Annotated in this window: 17 protein-coding genes; 5 read left to right on the forward strand and 12 right to left on the reverse strand. The window is 31.1% G+C overall.

The genetic code is table 11. The features are described from left to right. Nucleotides 1-210: 210 nt before the first annotated feature. The 3 genes from KPL54_RS19430 to KPL54_RS19440 are packed head-to-tail and all read left to right on the forward strand — an operon-like array spanning nt 211 to nt 3121. Nucleotides 211-1053 (forward strand): CPBP family intramembrane glutamic endopeptidase, encoded by an 843-nt coding sequence (locus KPL54_RS19430; RefSeq protein ID WP_216108181.1) that lies wholly within the window; start codon nt 211-213, stop codon nt 1051-1053. 33 nt (nt 1054-1086) lie between these two features. Continuing rightward, entirely contained in the window at nt 1087-1779 is a 693-nt protein-coding gene (locus KPL54_RS19435; RefSeq protein WP_216108182.1) for a response regulator transcription factor, read from the forward strand. Continuing rightward, on the forward strand, nt 1763-3121 hold the full coding sequence (locus KPL54_RS19440) for a HAMP domain-containing sensor histidine kinase (RefSeq protein WP_216108183.1): 1359 nt from the start codon (nt 1763-1765) through the stop codon (nt 3119-3121). The genes KPL54_RS19435 and KPL54_RS19440 overlap by 17 nt, the downstream gene beginning before the upstream one ends. Nucleotides 3122-3218: 97 nt before the next feature. Here the strand turns inward: KPL54_RS19440 and KPL54_RS19445 are convergent, their stop codons facing one another. Together KPL54_RS19445 and KPL54_RS19450 are read right to left on the reverse strand one after the other, a co-directional pair. Next, entirely contained in the window at nt 3219-4307 is a 1089-nt protein-coding gene (locus KPL54_RS19445; RefSeq protein ID WP_216108185.1) for a dipeptide epimerase, read from the reverse strand. Beyond that, a complete protein-coding gene (locus tag KPL54_RS19450) occupies nt 4288-4797 on the reverse strand; it encodes a serine hydrolase (protein WP_216108187.1) in 510 nt (169 codons plus the stop codon). Before KPL54_RS19450 ends, KPL54_RS19445 begins: the two co-directional genes overlap by 20 nt. A gap of 271 nt (nt 4798-5068) precedes the next feature. Between KPL54_RS19450 and KPL54_RS19455 the strand changes: the two genes are divergently transcribed. Beyond that, nucleotides 5069-5566, forward strand: a complete 498-nt coding sequence (locus tag KPL54_RS19455; RefSeq protein WP_216108188.1) for a cupin domain-containing protein — start codon at nt 5069-5071, stop codon at nt 5564-5566. A 194-nt stretch (nt 5567-5760) separates the two neighbouring features. Here the strand turns inward: KPL54_RS19455 and KPL54_RS19460 are convergent, their stop codons facing one another. The 10 genes from KPL54_RS19460 to hutH form a co-directional block, all read right to left on the reverse strand. Further along, entirely contained in the window at nt 5761-6924 is a 1164-nt protein-coding gene (locus tag KPL54_RS19460; RefSeq protein WP_216108189.1) for an iron-containing alcohol dehydrogenase, read from the reverse strand. Nucleotides 6925-6972: 48 nt separating this feature from the next. Further along, nucleotides 6973-7722 (reverse strand): MBL fold metallo-hydrolase, encoded by a 750-nt coding sequence (locus KPL54_RS19465; protein WP_216108191.1) that lies wholly within the window; start codon nt 7720-7722, stop codon nt 6973-6975. 217 nt (nt 7723-7939) lie between these two features. Continuing rightward, nucleotides 7940-8962 (reverse strand): formimidoylglutamase, encoded by a 1023-nt coding sequence (hutG, locus tag KPL54_RS19470; protein ID WP_216108193.1) that lies wholly within the window; start codon nt 8960-8962, stop codon nt 7940-7942. Between the two features lie 134 nt (nt 8963-9096). After that, a complete protein-coding gene (locus KPL54_RS19475; protein ID WP_216108194.1) occupies nt 9097-9717 on the reverse strand; it encodes a cyclodeaminase/cyclohydrolase family protein in 621 nt (206 codons plus the stop codon). A 70-nt stretch (nt 9718-9787) separates the two neighbouring features. Beyond that, nucleotides 9788-10684 (reverse strand): glutamate formimidoyltransferase, encoded by an 897-nt coding sequence (ftcD, locus tag KPL54_RS19480; protein ID WP_216108195.1) that lies wholly within the window; start codon nt 10682-10684, stop codon nt 9788-9790. A 30-nt stretch (nt 10685-10714) separates the two neighbouring features. Beyond that, the gene (gene hutI, locus KPL54_RS19485) at nt 10715-11968 is read right to left on the reverse strand and encodes an imidazolonepropionase (protein ID WP_216108196.1); all 1254 of its coding nucleotides are present in this window, start codon (nt 11966-11968) and stop codon (nt 10715-10717) included. Between the two features lie 22 nt (nt 11969-11990). After that, nucleotides 11991-14018 carry a urocanate hydratase gene (locus tag KPL54_RS19490; RefSeq protein WP_216108197.1) on the reverse strand — a complete coding sequence of 676 codons (2028 nt, stop codon included), beginning with the start codon at nt 14016-14018 and terminating at the stop codon, nt 11991-11993. Nucleotides 14019-14083: 65 nt separating this feature from the next. Beyond that, entirely contained in the window at nt 14084-14734 is a 651-nt protein-coding gene (locus tag KPL54_RS19495) for a HutD/Ves family protein (RefSeq protein ID WP_216108198.1), read from the reverse strand. Nucleotides 14735-14749: 15 nt separating this feature from the next. Further along, nucleotides 14750-16252 carry an amino acid permease gene (locus tag KPL54_RS19500; RefSeq protein WP_216108199.1) on the reverse strand — a complete coding sequence of 501 codons (1503 nt, stop codon included), beginning with the start codon at nt 16250-16252 and terminating at the stop codon, nt 14750-14752. Between the two features lie 100 nt (nt 16253-16352). After that, nucleotides 16353-17882 (reverse strand): histidine ammonia-lyase, encoded by a 1530-nt coding sequence (gene hutH, locus KPL54_RS19505; protein ID WP_216108200.1) that lies wholly within the window; start codon nt 17880-17882, stop codon nt 16353-16355. 352 nt (nt 17883-18234) lie between these two features. Here hutH and KPL54_RS19510 point away from each other — a divergent pair, with 352 nt between their 5' ends. After that, nucleotides 18235-21291: a tetratricopeptide repeat protein gene (locus tag KPL54_RS19510; RefSeq protein WP_216108201.1), complete on the forward strand. Its 3057-nt coding sequence runs from the start codon at nt 18235-18237 to the stop codon at nt 21289-21291. Nucleotides 21292-21357: the final 66 nt, after the last annotated feature.

Below are 21357 nucleotides of genomic sequence, written 5' to 3' on the forward strand. Positions count from 1 at the left end.
TACAAAGCTCAGTAACTATTTCCGAATTATAGAATAAATACTCTGTGATATAAATGTAATCTTTATAATTTACTTATTTTTAAAACATAAATTTCATACTTTTCATATTTTATAATTGTAGATATAGCAGATTTAATTTTTCAAATAGGAGTTTGCTTAGATAATTCACTTAAAATCTGCAAATAAAATATTTAAAAAGGAGACACTTATATGAACAGACTAAAATCGTATGCCTTTAATGGACCCGTGATTTTTTCAGCTATTCTAATTATTGTTACTGTAGCATTTACATTTATACCACTCGGACCAATTTTTTCACCTTTTCTAGGATTTCAAGCTGGTGAATATATAACAGGTATACTTGAACAAGTAATCGCTAGTCTATTTTTAATATTGATTTTAAAACAATTTGATTTATTTAAAATTGTAGGATTTACTCGGTTTAAAGAATGTAAGTCTTTATGGATTGTATGGCCTATGATAATACTTTCTTTTCTTAATGGAGCAGGATTAATAGATGGCAGTATTGTTATAGATAAATCGAAACCGTTTGTAATTATACTTTTCATATTAACCTATTTATCTACAGGATTGTTTGAAGAGGTACTGTGCCGTGGTGTAGTTTTAGGTGTAATTCTTCGCAAGTGGGGAAGTACAAAAAAAGGCTGTTACCTTTCAGTAATTTTATCAAGTGTATTATTTGGTTCAACTCATATAGTTCATTTTTTGTTACATCATTTTTCATTGCTTGCTAGTCTTACGCAAATTACATATGGAACGTTTATTGGAGTGTTTTTTGCAGCATGTGTTTTAAGAAATAAAAGTATATATCCAGCAATTATGCTTCATGCTATATTTGATATTTTGGGCAGTCTTAGAGAAATCGCTGTTGGTGGAGGTATTAATACAGCTTATTTTACTATATCAATACCTAATGCTATAGCATCTATTATAGTAATGCTACCTATATTAATTTATGGACTTTTTATTCTTAGAAAAGTAAAACCCTCTGATTTACCTATTTATACTGAAGAGAAATTTAAAATGGTATAATTAAGAAAAAAAAACTTAGGGATAGGTGATAGCATGCCGAATAAAATATTGATTGTGGATGATGATCTAGACATAAGAGAAATGCTTGGAAATTATTTTTCTAGGGAAGGTTATGAAATTGATTATGCCTGTGATGGCGAAGAAGGTTTAGAAATCACTAAAAAGAAATCATTTTCCCTGCTATTATTAGATATTATGATGCCTAAAATGGATGGTTATGTAATGCTTGCCAATCTAAGATCATTTTGTGATACCCCTGTAATTCTTTTAACTGCTAAAGGTGAGCAAACAGACAAAATAAAGGGCTTTATCAAAGGGTGTGATGATTATGTGGTTAAGCCTTTTGACTTTGCAGAATTATCGTTAAGAGTTCTTGCAATATTAAAAAGGACTTCCACTATTAATGGTCTTGATGCTGATATCATATTAAAAATAAAGGATTTAGAAATCAATCTTTTAGAGCATACAGTACAAAAATGCGGAGAAAAAATTATATTAACTCCAAAGGAATTTGAGATTCTGAGCACCTTAGCGTCAAACAAGGGACGAGTATATTCAACTAAAGTATTGTATGAATTGATATGGAAAGAGACCTTTTTAGAAAATGATAACAGCGTAATTGTTCATATGCGTAATTTAAGAGAGAAATTAGGTGATAAAGTTAAAAAAGGTAAATATATAAAAACTATTTGGGGAATGGGGTATAAAATTGAGAAGGATTATTAAACTCAAGGGTGAATTAGTTATAATTTCCTTAATCTCTTTAACGATTTCCTTGACTGCTGCCATAATGATTAAAAATCAAGGGATTGGTTTATATAGTAAAAATTCTACCTACAGAATAAATAATATCTATTCTGAAAGTATTACTGGTTTAGAAAAAGAGCTTAACAGCAGTAACCTTAATAATCATCCTGAATTACAGCAGCTTTTAGATAGAAAATATAGCTTCACTTTTGGTTACAGTTTTTATGTAGTAGATGCTGCAGGTACTGTTGTAGCCGGAAGTAATAAAGGCTTACTTGCTATTGATAAAAATGAAATTATAGATGGTAATAAAGAATATTCTAATTCAAAAACTGATAATAATGTTTTTAAAATTTCTGGTTGTGACTATTTGAAAGACGGGTACTTCTTATATTATGTTTATCTAAAATATGCACAAGATGACACAGGTATGCTAGTTTACGCCTTAATAGGGTTTCTAATATGCTTCTTCCTGCTTATATGGGGACGAATATCTTATATTTCTAAAATAAAAGCCTCTGTGGCAATTATTGCAGAGGGTGATTTGACTCACAGAACTCCACTTAAATATAGAAACGAATTAAGAGATCTTGCAGAAGACATCAACTTTATGGCCTCTGAATTAGAAAAAGAAGATCAAAAAAGAAGCGAATTCCTCACCAATATTTCTCATGACATACGAACTCCGCTTACAACCATTCTTGGATATATTGATATGATTAAGAAAGAAAAATATGATTCCATGGAAGAAATGAATAAATACATCAATGCAATAGAACGTAAAGGTTTGTTTCTTACAACTATGATGGAGGACTTTTTTGAGTATTCAAAACTTACTTCAAAGGATATAGTTTTAAACTATGAAAACTTAGAATTAAATGAATTAGCAAGACAACTATTTGACGATGAAGATAGTACCTTTGAGGAAAGGTCATTAAAACTAGAATTGGAGTTGTCAAATGAACCAGTTTACACCTACGGCGATTCTAATTTGCTTGCAAGGGCAGTAAATAATCTTCTTAGTAATTCTTTAAAGTACTCTAAACCAAATACTGCTGTTAAAATTAAAGTTTCTAGAGAAAAACATAATAATGTAAACTATGGTGTTTTTTCTTTGGGTAATGTTCCTAAGGAGCCAATTTCTGAAACAGAAGTAAGTAGCTTTTTTGAAAGATTATATAAAAAGGATCAATCTAGAAGTAATGAGGGTAGCGGTCTAGGTCTATCTATTGTAAAAGATATTGTAAAACTTCATGGTGGAACTATAAAAGTTTATAAGGAAAAGGAAGAGATAATATTTAAATTATTTGTAAAGTCATAATTGCCTCTGCAGTGCTAATATAAATAAAATGATAATATGATTTCAGGAGGTGTTGATCCTGTAATAATGGCTGCAGCATTAACTACCCCAGGGGTTTTTATGAACAATTAATCCCCAATATTCCACTAATTCCAAGGCCAGGTGCATTTGAAAACTTTATTAGGCTTTCCTTAAAAATTGAACCGCCTATTATGGGATCAGCGCTACAGAGTATTGGACCATCTAAATCTATTTTTGTGATAATGCTTTTGGCTGCTGCAAGATGTGCAGCTGCTGTAACACTGATTTTCGCTTCTAACATGCAGCCCATCATACATTCAACTCCATATACCTCTGCTATTGAACATATCTTTAAGGCATTGTAAATTCCACCAGTCTTCATAAGCTTTATATTGATGAGATCGGCCGCACGAATCTGCATGATTTTAAGAGCATCCATAGGAGAAAAAACACTCTCATCGGCCATAACTGGTATAGAAATGTTATCAGTAACAAACTTTAAACCTTCTATATCATGAGCCTTAACAGGTTGTTCAACAAATTCAATATCTAGTCCAGCATCCTCCATTTTTCTAAGTGTCAAAACAGCTTCTTTAGGTTTCCATCCTTGATTTGCATCAATTCTGATATTCACCCCTCCACCAACAATTTCCCTTATAGCTTTTAACCTTTTTATATCTGTGACCGAATCGGTACCTACTTTTATTTTTAGCGTTTTATATCCAAGTCCAATTGCATGGAGACTATCTTTAGCCATCACATCTTGTTCATTTACACTTATAGTAATATCAGTTATAAGTTCATTTTTATAACCGCCAAGTAACTTATATAAGGGTGCTTTATAGAATTGTCCATAAAGATCATAGAGAGCCATATCTATAGCGGCTTTGGCACTAGTATTTTTAACAATACACTTGTTTAACTTGATCATGATTTCTTCAAAATTTTCTATGTCCATACCTATAATTGCTTTTTTAATATGATCTTTAATAGCAGAAGCGATAGCGCCTCTAGTGTCGCCAGTTATTACACCAGTAGGTGGAGCCTCTCCATAGCCAACGCTAATTGAATCTGTTTTAATCATAACTATCATATCTTCTACAGAAGTTACTGATCGTATTGCAGTTTTAAAAGGTCTTTTTAAAGGCACAGAAATATATCCTATTTCAATATCGGTGATTTTCAAAATATTCTCCTCCATTCATAAAATAATCATAAGTTATTTTGGAAACATTACCTATTAAGTTTTTTGCGTAATTATCGCTGATAGCTTCCCAGGTAAACATAGAAAAAATATAATCGGTTTTAGATGTATATACAATACCAACATCATGTTTTAAAAAGTCTAAATCTCCAGTTTTATGGGCTATAGTAATATTAGTAGGTAAATTAATTCTCATCATTGAATCGTCTAACTGGTGAGTTAATATACTTACCATGAGTTTACTATATTCTTCATTAATTAGTTTACCATTATAAATAAGTTCTAGGAATAGAGCGCAATCAGAAATATTACATAAATTATCAATGCCCTTAAGTCTAGATTCATTGTCCATCATTTTTCTTTGTACAATAGAACTGTTAAAATTATGCTTTTTTATAAAAGCATTAATAGAGTCAAAACCTATGATATCAATGAGTTTGTTAGTTGCTGTATTGTCACTTTGTATAATCATTAATAAATTAAATCATTTATAGTATATGAACTATCATCGTCAAGAAGAGTTAAAATACTAAATGGAACTTTTTCTTTTTTATTTATAAATATTCTTCCTTAGGTTTTAAACAAAGCTCAGTAACTATTTCCGCATTTCATTTATAAGGATTTGAATCTCCCTATTAATTTCTTTGCTAAAATGATAAACTGAATATGTAGTTATGATTACTTATTTTGCTGTACTGACCATACATTTCATATACAATATATTTTTATAAAGGAGATAAATTATGTACTCATCACAATACTTTATTAACACATTAAATATGGAACCTCATCCTGAAGGTGGTTTTTATAAAAGTAGCTTTGACTCATGTGAAAACATTAGTTCAAATGAATTAAGAACAAAATTTGAGGGTGAAAGAATACTTTGGACTAGCATTTATTTTTTATTAAGAGATGGAGAAATTTCAAGTTTTCATAGATTAAAATCAGATGAAATGTGGTACTATCATGCAGGTTCTCCGCTTTCAATATATATGATAAGTCCAAATGGAGAACTTATTACTAGACAACTAGGTCTTAATGCAAAAAATGGAGAAGTTCCCCAATTTCTAGTACCTAAGAATTATGTCTTTGGTTCTGCTATGAATAGCTCAGGTTACTCTCTTGTTGGCTGTATGGTATCCCCTGGATTTGACTTTAAAGACTTTGAAATATTTGAAAGAGCAGCTCTATTAAATAAGTACCCACAACATAAAGAGATAATAATTAAGCTTACAAAATAGATATTGCTGGCCCTACCTAATGGGCTATCGAGGGGCCTAATAATTGTGTTTACGACGTGAATTTGCCAAAAATCAAAGAACTCGCTTTACAGCGAGTTCTTATTACGTTAATTTTATATTAGGTTTTGGATCTTGAGGGCACATAGCATTAAGTTCATATTCTTTTCATCCGCTTATAAATAATTTAGTATTTTTTAAAAAGAAGCTTTATATATATTTAGTACATCCTGTGCATCTAAAGGTTTGAAGCTTCCAAGTTTTCCACGTACAGTAGCTTGTTTTGCCATTTCTTCTAGTTTTTCTTCCTTAATTCCAACTTCCCTTAAGGTGGAAGGTATTCCTAATGATGCAAAGTGCTCTCTTGTTTTTTTAATAGCATTATGAGCTATTTCATATTTGTCACAACTAGCATCCAGTCCCCAAACATTAACTCCATATTCAACAAACTTGTTTACTGTATTATCATTTAGTGCATACTCCATCCAATGTGGTGTTAAAATTGCAAGCCCAACTCCATGAGTAATATCATAGAATGCACTTAACTCGTGCTCCATTCCATGAACACTCCACTCTGTTTCTTTTCCATAACTTAATAAGCCATTTATAGCAAGACTTGATGTCCACATTAAATTAGATCTTGCTTCATAATTTGTAGGGTCAGACATTGCTATTTCTCCATATTTTATACAGGTTTTAAGAAGTGCTTCTGCCATTCTATTTTGCATAAAAGCTTCATTTGTATTACTAAAGTATACTTCAAAAATATGGCTCATTATATCAGCTGTACCTGCTGCTGTTTGATTTGCAGGCACTGAAAATGTATAAGTAGGGTCTAATATTGAAAACTTAGGTGCCATATTTTTATTACCAGTGCCTAATTTTTCACTAGTTTCTAGATTTGTAATTACTGCTCCTGCATCCATTTCAGAACCAGTCGCCGCTAATGTTAATATAGTTGCAATTGGGAGAACTTTACTTATTTTTCTTGGATCAAGTACAATGTCCCATGCATCACCATCATAATAATAGCCAGCTGCTATTACCTTTGAGCAGTCAATTACACTTCCTCCACCTACAGCAAGTATAAGTTCTACTTTATTTTCTCTGCATATTTCAATCCCTTTTTTTACGCTTGATATTCTTGGGTTAGGCTCTACACCTGATAACTCGAAGAAGTTTATTTTATTTTTGTTAAATATATCTGTGATTTTACCATATAATCCGCTTTTCTTTATGCTACCACCACCGTAAACAAGCAAAACTTTAGAACCATACTTCTTTACGTTTTCTGCAAGTTTATCTATTTTATCTTTTCCAAAAAATACTTCTGTTGGTATTGAATAATCAAAATTTAACATTTTATAATCTCCTTTATTTTAATATTAGATTTATTTATACATAACTTATTACAATTTCATAACCACTTTTTTCTCCAAAGAATTGAAGCCTTCTGGAGTATGAGTTGATAAATAAACTGTATCGTTTTGCTTAATAAATTCTCTAACATTTGATAAAGTTTTAATGGCTAAATCTTTGTCCTCAAATACAACCGAGAGTTCATTCCTTCTTAAGGCCTCATCTGTGTATGTTATATCCCCATGAATCATATAATATAATGCATTATCTTCTACAACAACTATGGAATTCCCATTAGTATGACCAGGTGCAGGCAACATCCTAACCCCATCAGCTATTATCTGACTGCTCTCAAAGTTTTTGTATTTGCCATCCTCAAAATTAACTTTGGTTATGTTTTTTGCATCCAATTTCATATCATTTGCTTCAGTTTCAGATATATAAATTTTAGAGTCATTAAATAATCTCAACTCTCCAGAATGATCAGGATGTTTATGAGTAATTACAACCTTATCAATATCAGAAGGTTTATATCCAACATTTTTTAGAGCTGTTACAAAGTCAGCAATTTTCTCTCCCATGTATAACATTTGATTTGGAGTTCGTTCAAAAGGTGCTGTTTCAACTGGAAGTCCTGTGTCTACTAAAATAAGTTCTTTTCCTGTGTCTATTAAATAATTCTGTAAACTAGCTGGGTATACTTTATTTTGGTCCACATCTTCTTTCTTCATAGAGCCGCCTAGTGCAAACGCCTCCCTCATCTCGCCATTTTTATAAAATTTTAAAGCTATAATTTTCATTTTACTCTCTCCTTTTAATATCTAATATTTAGTAACGATTCCTGTAACTATTTTAGTATTAACACCTACTATTAATAAATATGTTAATACATATTAACATTTTATCATATTTTACATCTATTGTGCAAAATTAAATTTTATACAATTAACTTCTTGTTTATAATATACATTCTTTTAATCTTAATGTCAATAGTTTTAACTTAAATATCCCCCACCATTAATAAGAAGAAACCGTTAACCTATTTATTCCACAAAGGGTATTGACAACAGAAAAAATTAATACAGCTGCTAAATTCGCTGTAACATCATCTTGATCAAATCTTGGTGAAACTTCAGCTATATCAAAACTTACTACCTTATTTGACCTTAAAATGTATTTAAGAAACTTTAATACGCGTTCAGGATCTAACCCAAGTGGCTGTGATGAACTTACTCCTGGTGCAAAAGCTGTAGAAAATACATCGGAGCATATAGTTACATATAGATAATCTTTTAATTTTATAAAGTCATCTATATCTTCCATCAGCTTCCAATTGTCATTATCTATAATATCCTTTGCAAGCATATATTTAACTCCAAGTGTATCAGCTGTTTTAAAAAGATCTATAGTGTTACTGTGTTTTTGAACTCCAATACATAGATAAGAATATTCAAGTTCTCTCTCTATACAAATATCTGCAATTTGTCTAAACATTGTTCCGGAGCTGGTTACTTGTGTACAAGGTCTCAAATCAAAGTGAGCATCAAAATTTATTATCCCGATATTAGGTTTTTTTCTTTTTTGTGATAAGTAATTTAATGTACCCATATAATTTCCAAAAGCGACTTCGTGACCACCGCCCAAAACAATAGGAAAAAGATTTAAGCTCAAAACCTTTTCGATTGCTTTCGATAATAGATCTTGGCTTTCTTCAAGAGTACAGTCCTCACAGCATATATCTCCTACATCAAAAAGTTTTACTTCCTTTGAAAAATCACATGGCAAATTGGATAATTCTTTTCTTATGCTTTTGGGACCATTAGCTGCTCCTGTCCTACCACCATTACGCCTTACGCCTTCATCACAACAAAATCCAATAAAAGCGAATCCTAGTTTTCCTGTATAGAGAATTAAATCATCTCTCTTTAAATCTATTATCTTTACACATTGATGCCATCTAAAAGCATCATAATTGCTTTCACTATCAGTTCGTCCCTGCCAAACTCCTTCATTTGTTATTTTATAATTTTTATCAAACATAATAATTAGCCTCCCAGATTATTTATAAAAATACATAGCTATCATCATTATATTTTGAATATAATGTTCAATCTGCTAAACATATTAAAAAACAACCCAAGGCAAATGATGATTTACCTTGGGTTGTAGCCCTATTATATAACTACTTTACTAAGTATGCGTTTTTCTCTCTCAACTACATTTGTTTCAAGAACGGATACTTTTTTTTCAAACATAGCTACAAACTCACTGTCATTTATTGAGGATAAGTTTATTTTCACATTGTAAAGAGCTGATAGAACTGCACTTCTCGCCATCATAGCTGACACAGCAGCATCTGTTACTGCATTTTTATTTCCATGTTCTACTGCTTTTTCTGAATATTCCATAAGTCTATATGCGTTTTCTGCTATTTTGTATGGAGTCTCTGATGCATGCTTTAATGCATTTTGGATAATTTCTTTTCTTATAGCTTTTTCTTCATCATTGTTTTTTGGTAATTTGAAGGCATCCATTACACCATGAAAAGATTCTGAATCTGCATCAATATATTCTATAAACTTTTCTTTATATTTATTTGCTTGTTCATAAACTTCTTTCATCGTAACTTCACTATCTTCATAACCTTTTTTGCCAATGGTTAAACTTGCAACCATTGAAACAAGTGCTGCCGCAGATGCACCTGATAGTGCCGCAATACTACCCCCTCCTGGGACAGGACAATTTTGAGAAGTTTGATCAATGAATTCTCTAACACTTTTATCAACTAATAGCATAATAATGTTCTCCTCCCTCTATATTTTAGACATAACATGAATAATTGCCTAAAATAATCCTGTTAATTCCTTATTCTGAAAGTTTCTTTTCAAGTATTTGACTTATATCAAAGTTTTCTATTTGAAGATAATATTCAGCACAGTCTATTAGTGCTTTCATAGGAACCAATCCAATAACTTCACTACCAACAACGGCTACTCCATAACGCTGAGCTTCCATTTTAACCATTTCATGTGCTCTGTATACAGAAGTCTTTTCATAATTTACAAGATTCATAGAAATTTGAACTATATTTCTTTCTTCAAGTTTAACGCCCATGGCCTTTACAAATCTAAGTCCGCCTCCTATAAATCTTACCTTTTTAGCAATTGCAGTTGCAATTTCCATATTGTCTGTGCCTAAGTTAACATTGTATGCTACAAGTGGAAATCTAGCGCCTATAACCATGCATCCACTTTTTTCATTCATTTCACATGGACCAAAATCAGGTTTCCATTCTGGAAGTTTTATTTTTTCGAAAAATCCTTCATACTGACCTTTTCTAATATTAGCAAGATTTGTTCGTGATGTGCAAGTAGCTGCATCCTCATAAAGATAAACAGGTATATTTAATTCTTCTCCTACCTTCTTTCCAAGTTCTTTAGCCATCAAGACACATTCCTCTGTGGTAACATCTTGAATTGGAATAAATGGAACAACATCTGTAGCTCCCATCCTTGGATGAGCACCCTTTTGAGTTCTCATATCTATAAGTTCTGATGCTCTTTTAATTAGCTTAAAAGCTGCCTTTTTAGCATCTTCAGGTGTAGCAACAAATGTAACGACTGTCCTGTTATGGTCTTTATCGGAAGAATAGTCAAGTAATTTTACATTTTCTGTGTTTCTTATCTCGTCAACTATACTTTCAATTATTTGCTTATTTCTGCCTTCACTAAAATTTGGAACACATTCTACTAATTTTGCCATACTATTATCTCCTTTGCTATTTAGGATTAATTATATATTAACAACTACATTTCCATCTTTAATTACTTTCTCCACAATGTTTATACCCGTATTATATGGTATAAAATTATAAGAAGGATATTTCAAAATAACAATGTCACCCTTCTTACCAGGGTCTATACTTCCAATTGAATCTGCTCTACCCACTGCGGCAGCACCATTTATTGTAAGCGCCGTTATAGCCTCTTCCATACTCATCTTCATATATATAGCTGCCACTGCAAATACCAAAGGGATTGAATATGTAAAACAACTCCCTGGATTAAAGTCTGATGCCAGTGCTACGCCGCATCCACTATCAATCATCTCCCTTGCTCTTGCATATGGCTCTTTTAAGCAAAATGCAGTACATGGAAGGAGAGTCGAAATTACTTTTTTCGCAGCCATTGCCTTTATTCCCTCGTCTGAAGCATGTAATAAATGATCAGCAGATATTGCCCCCACCTCTGCTGCAAGCTCTGAACCTCCAAGAGTGACAATTTCATCTGCATGAATTTTAAGTTTAAAACCCATTTCTTTTGCTTTTAAAAGAATTTTCCGTGATTCCTCTACAGAAAAAACCTTGTCTTCGCAAAAGACATCACAAAACTCTGCAAGATTTTCATATTTAATAACAGGGAGCACATTATCTATAATGAAGTCAATATACTCATTATTTTTTCCTTTATATTCAGGCGGAATTGAATGAGCACCTAAAAATGTAATTGCGAGGTCCATAACATGCTCTTCATTAAGTTTCTTCATAACCTTAAGCTGCTTTATTTCCGTATCTAAATCAAGACCATAGCCACTTTTACCTTCCACAGTTGTTACTCCAAGCTTAATCATGTCATTAAGCCTTTCAAACCCAACATTATAAAGTTCCTTAAATGAAGCATTCCTTGTTGCTTTTACTGTGTTTTGTATTCCACCGCCTCTCTCCATTATATCCATATAGCTATCTCCCCTGAGTCTCCAAGCAAATTCGTCTGCCCTATAGCCACCAAATATAAAATGAGTGTGAGAGTCTACAAATCCTGGAAGCACACATTTATTAGATGCGTCTATAACTTCAAAATCTTCTTCATTATAAGTTTTCAATATTTCTTCTGTAGTATTAACAGCTTTAATTATGCCACCTTCAATAACAACGGCCCCATTTTTAATGGTATGAATATTTTTCATTTCCTCACCGTATTTTGCTTTGAACCCGCTACAAGTAACAAGCTCTGCGGCATTTATTATAAGTAAATCTTTTTTTATCATAAATACATCCCTCTCAACCATATTACTTATCAAAATGCTTACTAACAGTATCCGCTACGAGCTTTTCATTTGTTAAATATGGAATAGTAACATGGTCTGTTCCCCTATGTGTCTTATTAAATTCTATGGCTGTTTCTATTGAATGCTCATTTCTTGCCCAAGAACGTCTTGCAACTCCACTCATAACATCCCAGGAAAGCGCAGATTTAATTATCTCATCTACTCTATAACTTCCGTCAAGTACAAGACCAAATCCTCCATTTATAGATTTCCCAATTCCAACACCACCTCCATTATGAAGTGCTACAAGACTCATACCCCTTGCTGCATTTCCTGCAAAACATTGCACAGCCATATCTGCCATAACGTTACTTCCATCTTTTATATTAGAAGTTTCTCTAAATGGTGAATCAGTACCGCTTACATCATGATGATCTCTACCCATCATAACAGGCCCTATCTCTCCATTTCTTACCATTTCATTGAATTTAAGAGCTATTTTTATTCTTCCTGTAGCATCCTGATAAAGAATTCTTGCTTTGGTACCAACCACAAGATTGTTTTTTTCTGCATCCCTTATCCAATTATAGTTATCTCTATCTTGATATCTTCTATTTGGATCTATACAGCTCATTGCAGCATGATCTGTTTTTATTAAGTCCTCATTCTTTCCACTTAAACATACCCATCTAAATGGTCCATATCCATAATCAAATAGCTGTGGTCCCATTATATCTTCTACGTAAGATGGAAATATAAAGCCATCCTTTTCATCTACTCCATTTTTGGATATTTCCTTAACCCCAGCATCATAAATTGCTTTCATAAATGAGTTACCATAATCGAAGAAATATGTTCCTCTTTCAACCAATGTTTTTATAAGTTCAAAATGACGTCTTAAACTCTTATCAACTAATTTACAAAACGTGTCCCTATCCTTAGCAAGAAGCTCTGTTCTTTCCTTAAATGTTACTCCCTTAGGACAATAACCACCTTCATATACAGCATGACAGGATGTTTGGTCAGATAACAAATCAATCTTTTTGTTGTTTTTCACTATATACTCTAGCAAATCAACTATATTTCCATGATATCCAATTGACATTGGCTCTTTCTTTTTCAAATACTCCTCGGCAATTTCAAATACCTCATCAAGATCTGATGATTGCCTCATAAGCCATCCTTGATCAAGTCTTGTTTGAATTCTTGATTCATCAACCTCAGCTACAATCCCTACACTATTTGCTATTTCAATTGCTTTTGGCTGAGCACCGCTCATACCACCCAAACCTGATGTTACAAATATATGACCTCTTAAGTCACTATCATTGGGAATTCCAAGCTTCATTCTGCCTGCATTTAATAAAGTATTGTAAGTACCATGAACTATGCCCTGAGGTCCTATATACATCCATCCGCCTGCAGTCATTTGTCCATAATTTGCAACACCCATTTCCTCTGCTATTTCCCAATCCTTTTGATTATCAAACATGCCTATCATTAGTGCATTTGTAATTATTACTCTTGGTGCATCAGGTTTTGATTTGAAAAGTCCAAGAGGATGTCCTGATTCTAAAACCAAAGTTTGATCTTGAGTCATTATTTCTAGATATTTCTTTATAAGTCTATATTGCATCCAATTTTGGCATACACTTCCTGTTTCACCGTAAGTAACAAGCTCATAAGGATATAAAGCCACATCAGAATCAAGATTATTATCAATCATTACCTGAAAAGCTTTACCTTCGGTGGATTTTCCTTCATATTCATCTATTGATTTTCCATATATCCTACCTTCGGGCCGAAATCTGTATCCATATATTCTGCCTCTTGTAGTAAGTTCATTCATAAATTCTGGTATAAGCACTTCATGATATTTCTCTGGAATATAACGAAGTGCATTCTTAAGTGATATTTCTGTCTGAGATTTTGAAAGATGGAAGCCTCTATCTGGAGCTCTCCTTATCCCCCTAACAAATTCAGGCATATTAGGCAAATAATCATCTAAAGAAATTGTCATAGCATCTTTAATATTCATATTGCTAATCATTTATTATCCTTCCTTTCTATATTTTAATTTACTTACATTTTAGTAAAGAATCGTCATTAAAACATCTATTTTTTAAGTTTGTCCTTTTTTCTAAATATTGAAGCTCTTATAATACTAGATTCTTCCTGACTACTACTATAAATCTTAAGTTCTGAATTATTTTCTTTCTCTGTTGTAGTTACTAATACTAAATCACCTTTATTAAGATTTATTGTTTTCTTTGTTCCTGTAACTATTTTCACATCACCTTTCACTACGTAAAAAGCTTCTGTTATTTGAGAAAACTTTAAAGCAGCATTCACATTGTTGTATAATATTATCTCTTTAGTCTCACCTTTATTAAAAAAAATTGATTCTAATTTTCCATTATAATCTTGTGCCATCATTAAATTAAAATCTATTACCTTACCAAAACTTGTTGTTGTCCACTCTCCACTAAAATTATCCTGTTCAAAACTTTTTAGCACAGCATTATAATGTCCTTCATGTTTAAGAAGTATTTCTCCTTCAATAATCATAATAATCCTAGATATTCCAGGTAAAGATGTAAATATAGATTCTTCTACCTCAACCTTTGCAGAACTTATCCTCCATTTAAAATTACGATCAACATATAGTGAATCCTTAGGATAAATACTAAACTCAGTTGTTGTACCCCCAGACCATTTACTTGTTTTATGTTGCTGTTTTCTAATTATTTCGATGTTGTAAGACATTTATAAATCCTCCTGCTACTTCTTATTATTTGATTTCTCACATTCTTTAAGCTCAAAATCGCATTCCATAAGAGGGACTATCTTTGTTTTGTTTACTTTCTTGTATCCAAGATAAAAGCCTATAACTACAAGAATAATTCCATAATTAGTTATAAAGTCAAACCAGCTGAAGGTTGCAGCTTTGAAAACCCATATATTAGCACCAAATAAAACAACAACACAAAGTATTAATGCAAATATAGGACCAAATGGATAAAGCACTGCTTTATATTTTAAGTCTTCAATTTTTCTGCCTTGAGCAACATAAGCTTTTCTGAATCTGTAGTGACAAACTGCTATTCCCAACCATGCTATAAAAATTGTGATTCCAGATAAGTTGTAAAGTATATAGTATATCTTACCATCACCAACAAGCGATGCAAGGAAAGCTGTTGATGCAACAGCTGCGGTAAGAATAAGTGCATTTGTTGGAACACCTCTCTTATTTAATTTTCCAAAGCATTTTGGAGCTTTTCCTTCTTTAGCCATAGCGTATATCATGCGAGATCCTGCATAAAGTCCTGAGTTACCACAGGAAAGAACAGAAGTTAATATAACTGCATTCATTATGGAAGCAGCAGCTGCGATACCAGATCTTTGGAATACCATAGTAAATGGGCTAAATGCTACATCTGATACACTATTTTTCAATAGATTGTGATCAGTAAAAGGAATAATAAAACTAATAACAGCAATTGCACCAATGTAGAATATAAGTATTCTCCAAAAAACTGTATTTATTGCTTTTGGTACATCCTTTTCTGGGTTTTCTGATTCACCAGCTGCAAGACCGACCACCTCTGTACCTGCGAAAGAAAATCCTGCTACTAAAAAGCCTGATAATATCGCTATTCCACCTCCTACAAATGGTGCAGCATGACCTTTGCCATCATTTATCACCCAATTACTAAACCCTATTGAATGGCCTCCCATGATTCCAAATATAATAAGTACACCAACAATAAGAAATACAATAATTGTTACTACCTTAATACTTGCAAACCAAAATTCACCTTCACCATATGCTCTTGCAGACATGAGATTTAAACTTACTAAAACAATCAAGAATCCTATACTCCAAAATGTTGTTTGAGTACTAGGTAACCAAAATTTAATAACAAGTCCAGCTGCAACCAATTCTGCCGCAACGGTGATAGCCCAGTTAAACCAATAGTTCCAGCCTAGTGCAAATCCCAGCGCCGGATCGATAAATCTTGATGCGTAGGTTTCAAATGAACCAGCACTTGGTATCAATGTTGCCATTTCTCCCAGTGATGTCATTAAGAAAAACACAAGAATACCCATAATACCGTATGCTACAATTGCACCACCAGGCCCTGAAGAACTAACGGCGTTACCACAAGTAAAGAATAGACCTGTTCCGATTGCACCCCCTATAGCAATCATGTTCATATGTCTTGGTTTTAGAGATCGTTTTAACCCACTTTCACTTGTATCCTCTACTACATTATTACTCATAAAAGTCTCCCTTTATTTTGTTTACACAAAGTTATTTGTAAGCTCCAAAACAAAAAATAATTTCTATACTGTGACACCCAATTTTCTACTTTATGTTATATTAATATTCTATTTCAACTACTTTTTCTACTGCTTCTAATAATTTCCCGCTCTTAACAAGCTCAGTAACTCTATCTAAATCTTTATACATAACTATATCATACTCAATAAAGTCTACAGATTTCCTAACTAAATTGTAAGCTTCTTGGGTTGCCATGCCAAGTTTAAATCCAGCACCTTTTCTGAAATCTATAGCCTGACATGCAGCTAATATTTCTGTTGAAACTACTCTAGTTGCATTATCAACTATGTCTCGAGCCTTTCTTGCTGCTATTGTTCCCATACTAACTAGGTCTTCTTGATTAGCTGATGAAGGTATTGAGTCTACTGATGCAGGATGAGCTAGTATTTTATTTTCAGATACTAAAGCTGCTGCTGCATATTGGGTAATCATAAATCCTGAGTTTAATCCACCATGTTTAGCTAAGAACGCTGGCAAATCATTCAATTGAGGGTTAATTAATCTTTCTAATCTTCTTTCAGATACGCTAGCAATTTCAGCTGATCCAATTCCTAAGAAGTCAAAACTTAATGCCATAGGTTCTCCGTGGAAATTACCTCCTGAAATTACATCTCCTTCTTCTGTTACTATAGGATTATCTGTAACTGAATTTATTTCCATTTCAACTTGAGCTTTTACATAATTTATGGCATCCTTGCTTGCACCATGAATTTGTGGTATACATCTTAATGAGTAAGCATCCTGCACTCTTATTTCGCCTTGTCTTGTTACATAAGTACTGCCTTCAACTAGTTTTAATATATTTCTTGCTGTTGCTAATTGTCCTGGATGTGGTCTTAGTACATGAATTCTTGGATCAAAAGCATCTGTAATTCCTCTTAAAGCTTCCATTGATAAAGCTGCCGCTATATCACTAATTTTTAATAACTTTATGGCATCATAAGTAGCTAAAGCTCCTGTTGCAGTTAAGACTTGAGTGCCATTTATAAGTGCTAATCCTTCTTTTGCATCAAGTTCTATTATGGTAATTCCTGCTCTTTCCATAGCAATGCTACCTGGTAATATTTCTCCTTTATACTCTGCTTCACCTTCACCAATCATAGGTAAAACCATATGTGCAAGTGGAGCTAAATCTCCTGATGCTCCCAAAGATCCCTTTTCAGGAATTATTGGATAAACACCTTTATTAATCATTTCAATCAGTGTTTGTAAAGTATTTGGTCTTATTCCTGAAAATCCTTTTGATAGTGCATTAGCTCTTAAAAGCATTATAGCTCGTACAACATCATTTGAGAATTTAGGACCATATCCACAGGCATGTGAACAAATTAAATTTCTTTGAAGTGTTCTACAATCTTCTTTAGAAATACTCACATTACAAAACTCGCCAAAACCTGTAGTTACACCATAAACAGCCTTTTCATTTTTAACTATATCATCAATTATTGCTCTTGATTTTTTAACTCTTTCTAGAGCACTTTCTTTTATTGAAACCTTACAACCTTTTCTAGCTATATTTACCATTTCCTCTAAAGTTAAATCATTTCCTGTCAAAAATATTTCTTTCATTTCTATTCCCCCTAAAATTTATGTAGTGTAAACGTTATCTTATTTTTATGAATACTTATGGTTAATTTTAACATCAAAGCGTCAAATAAGTGTCTATTATAAATTGTTAACAAAATATGCCGAAATTTCAAAGTATATACTGCACAGTAGTAGCTCATTAAATTTTTTCACATCTAAATGCATTTATATCCTTGGCCAAATCATATTTTCCATTTTTGTTCTTTCATTTATATAATATTTTACCATTACGTCTATATTACATCTATTAATTCGGAATTATATTTTGGATTTTTATACAAATTGTAGTATAATTTGTATAAGAAAGTTTGTGGAATTATATTGGAGTGATTTAATGGATTATATATATTGTAAAATGTTTGGTAATTTTAACGTAACTGTCAATAAGGAGGAAATATTCTTCCCTTACAGTAAAGCTCAAGGTCTATTTTGTTATTTACTACTAAATAAGCAAGATAACAGAGAACATCTTTCAGAACTTTTTTGGGCTAATCAAGAAGAAGGTTATGCCAAAAAGAATCTAAGAAATGCTATCTATAAAATAAATAAATGCTCTAATGTTTCGGTATTGGTGTCCCCTCAAAAATCAATAATTATGCTCAATCCAAATATAGAAATAAATGCAGATATATATAAGTTTATGAGCGATGAAAATGAAATAGATATTTTTAAAGGAGAATTTTTACAGGGATTTTGTCCTAAAAATGCAGAGAATTTTGAAATTTGGATATTAGAAATGCGTGAAAATTTGCAATGTATATATATAGATAGATTGAATAAAAAAATAGAAAAAGAATTCCAAAATAATAATTATAATATTGTTGAAAAATATTCAAAGTTATTAATAAAAATAGATGAATTTAATGAAAATGCTTATGTATATTTACTTGAAAGTTATAAAAAACAAGGCAAATATACCATAGCAATTGAAGCATACAATAATATTAAGAGATTATTTAAAGATGAACTATCCATTTCTCCTAACGATAAAATATTAAACGTAGTTAATGAAATAGTAGATATTATGAATACAAGGGGAATTAATAAAAACACTGATGAATTTTTCTATGGAAGATATAATGAATTGAGAATATTACAAAATACTTACAATGATTTCAAGAAAAATGGATGTTTAAAATCCGTGCTTTTGGTAGGTGAAGCCGGTATAGGTAAAACACGACTTAAAGATAAATTTATAGAAATAGTTGATGTGGATACAACTTATATTTTAGAAACTTATTGTTTTCAATTTGAAAAAGATTGCATTTTAAAGCCATGGAATGTTATATTATCTAAACTATCTCAAATTATGAAATATAAAAAAATTAAAATTCCAAGTTTATGGGAAAATATTATTGAAAATTGTTTTTCAGGTTTTAATAAATTAAGCAATATAGAACAAGGCATTAAAATTTCAGATAATAAATATACGTTAAAATATGAATTAATTAGTAATATAATAACTAATATACTTACTAAAATAGCAGAAACAAAAAAAGTAATACTTATTTTCGAAGATATACAGTGGATTGATAATGGTAGTTTAAGGATTTTAAGCAGTATGATTTTACATTGTAATACTAATATTTTGTGTTTCATGACCTATAGAAATGAATACAATATCGAAATAGATAAATTCCTAGTTTCAGCAAATAATCATAATAAAATTTTAAGGCTTGATTTGTTAAGATTTAATAATGTTGAAGTAGAAAATTTCATTAAAATTGTTCTTCCCAAAAACAATTTTAACAAAGAGATATTAAATAAAATATACAATGAAACTGAAGGAAATGCATTTTTTTTAACAGAATATATTAATACTATAAAGTTTAATAGTGATATAAATATTATGTCTTCTAAAATGCAAGATATAATGAAAAGTAGGTTTTTAGATATTTCAGAAGAATGTAAAACCATTTTGAGAATCTCATCTTTATTCTTTGATGAAATTCCTTTATACATTTTACATGAACTTACAGGAGAAGAAGAACTTAAAATAATTGATTCAATAGAAGAACTTGAAAATAAATTCATATTAAAAGAAGTTACTAACAATAATTTACTAAGTTTTATGTTTACACATCAGAAGTTAAGAGAATTCATTTATATTAATCTATCTTTTGCAAGAAGAAAAATTCTTCATAATAAGATAGGATTTATTATAGAAAAAAGTTTAACAAATAACAAACAAGATATAACCATTTACAACAAACTTGTTTATCATTTTTCAAATGCAGATAATAATATATCAACATTGAAATATAGTATAAAAAGTCTAAATGTATATTTGAATTTTAGCCATGAACTTTATCCAGTACTATATTCGAAAGATGTTAATTTTTATAATAACTTATATTTTAGTAATAACAAAACCATTAAAAGCATAGCGAAAATAGAAATTCTATTATTAAAAGTAAAAAATGATTATAAAAGTTCTAAGGAAGTTTTGAGATTAGAGATAGAATTTTTACATATTAAAGGAAGATATCTTATAAGAGAAGGAGATTATGAAAAAGGTGTTGAGTTCATAAGTGAAATGATAGAAAAAGCTAATGAAATTGATGATTCAGATTACTCTATAGAAGGGTATAAGCAGATGATATATTATTGTATACAGACCAATAATATTGATGACATGATAAAATATGTAAATATAGGTTTAGATAAAGCAGCAGATTGTAATTATCATATGGAAATAGGTATATTTTTACGATTTAAAGCACTATATAAAAAAATGCAAGGAAAATATAACGAAGCAGAGAAACTCTTTAATGAATCTATAAATGTTTTTAATGTAACTAAAAGTGTAGCTGATAAATATGCCTTAAGTATAGCAGCTGCTTATAACTATATAGGAGATATAAGAAGACAAAACATGAAATTTGAGGAAGCTTTAGAATTTTTTAAAAAAGCAATAAAAATATGTGAAGAAAAAAATATACTTACCAGTCTTTCTATTTTTAGTATAAATGCTGGTGAAACATGTTTCAATATGGGATCGTATTCTAAGGCAAAAACATATTTTCAAAGGGCTATGGATATATATAAACAATTCGATTTAATGTGGGAAAAGTCTATTGTAGAATCCTTTATGTCTAAAATAATAATTAATGAAGGAAATTATGAAGGTGCTTTAGAATATTTAAAAAATTCAGATTTACATTCAAGATTGCTAAAAAATCCTCATGAAATTGGAATCGTATATATGGTAAAAGCTCAAATTAAAAATGAAATGAAAAATAATGATAATTTAAATAAAATTTTTAATATATACTTGAATGAAACTTTACAATTCTATTGTAAAAATAGTATTAAATTTTTGACTTCCTCAAAGGATAACTATGAAATAGATTTGCTAAACACCTTAATGAATAAAGATAATATTCTTTAAAGGTAGAATCTACTATTCTAATGTCTGAGATTAGTCCCAGACATCAGAAGCAAAAAAAATATTTTA

The organism is Clostridium estertheticum, assembly GCF_018861295.1.
In the GTDB taxonomy this organism is placed as follows: domain Bacteria; phylum Bacillota; class Clostridia; order Clostridiales; family Clostridiaceae; genus Clostridium_AD; species Clostridium_AD estertheticum_D.

Coding starts and splice junctions, on each gene's coding strand:
- KPL54_RS19430 (WP_216108181.1), top strand. CDS start 211: ATGAACAGACTAAAATCGTATGCCTTTAATGGACCCGTGATTTTTTCA.
- KPL54_RS19435 (WP_216108182.1), top strand. CDS start 1,087: ATGCCGAATAAAATATTGATTGTGGATGATGATCTAGACATAAGAGAA.
- KPL54_RS19450 (WP_216108187.1), bottom strand. CDS start 4,797: ATGATTATACAAAGTGACAATACAGCAACTAACAAACTCATTGATATC.
- KPL54_RS19455 (WP_216108188.1), top strand. CDS start 5,069: ATGTACTCATCACAATACTTTATTAACACATTAAATATGGAACCTCAT.
- KPL54_RS19460 (WP_216108189.1), bottom strand. CDS start 6,924: ATGTTAAATTTTGATTATTCAATACCAACAGAAGTATTTTTTGGAAAA.
- KPL54_RS19465 (WP_216108191.1), bottom strand. CDS start 7,722: ATGAAAATTATAGCTTTAAAATTTTATAAAAATGGCGAGATGAGGGAG.
- hutG (WP_216108193.1), bottom strand. CDS start 8,962: ATGTTTGATAAAAATTATAAAATAACAAATGAAGGAGTTTGGCAGGGA.
- KPL54_RS19475 (WP_216108194.1), bottom strand. CDS start 9,717: ATGCTATTAGTTGATAAAAGTGTTAGAGAATTCATTGATCAAACTTCT.
- ftcD (WP_216108195.1), bottom strand. CDS start 10,684: ATGGCAAAATTAGTAGAATGTGTTCCAAATTTTAGTGAAGGCAGAAAT.
- hutI (WP_216108196.1), bottom strand. CDS start 11,968: ATGATAAAAAAAGATTTACTTATAATAAATGCCGCAGAGCTTGTTACT.
- KPL54_RS19490 (WP_216108197.1), bottom strand. CDS start 14,018: ATGATTAGCAATATGAATATTAAAGATGCTATGACAATTTCTTTAGAT.
- KPL54_RS19495 (WP_216108198.1), bottom strand. CDS start 14,734: ATGTCTTACAACATCGAAATAATTAGAAAACAGCAACATAAAACAAGT.
- KPL54_RS19500 (WP_216108199.1), bottom strand. CDS start 16,252: ATGAGTAATAATGTAGTAGAGGATACAAGTGAAAGTGGGTTAAAACGA.
- hutH (WP_216108200.1), bottom strand. CDS start 17,882: ATGAAAGAAATATTTTTGACAGGAAATGATTTAACTTTAGAGGAAATG.
- KPL54_RS19510 (WP_216108201.1), top strand. CDS start 18,235: ATGGATTATATATATTGTAAAATGTTTGGTAATTTTAACGTAACTGTC.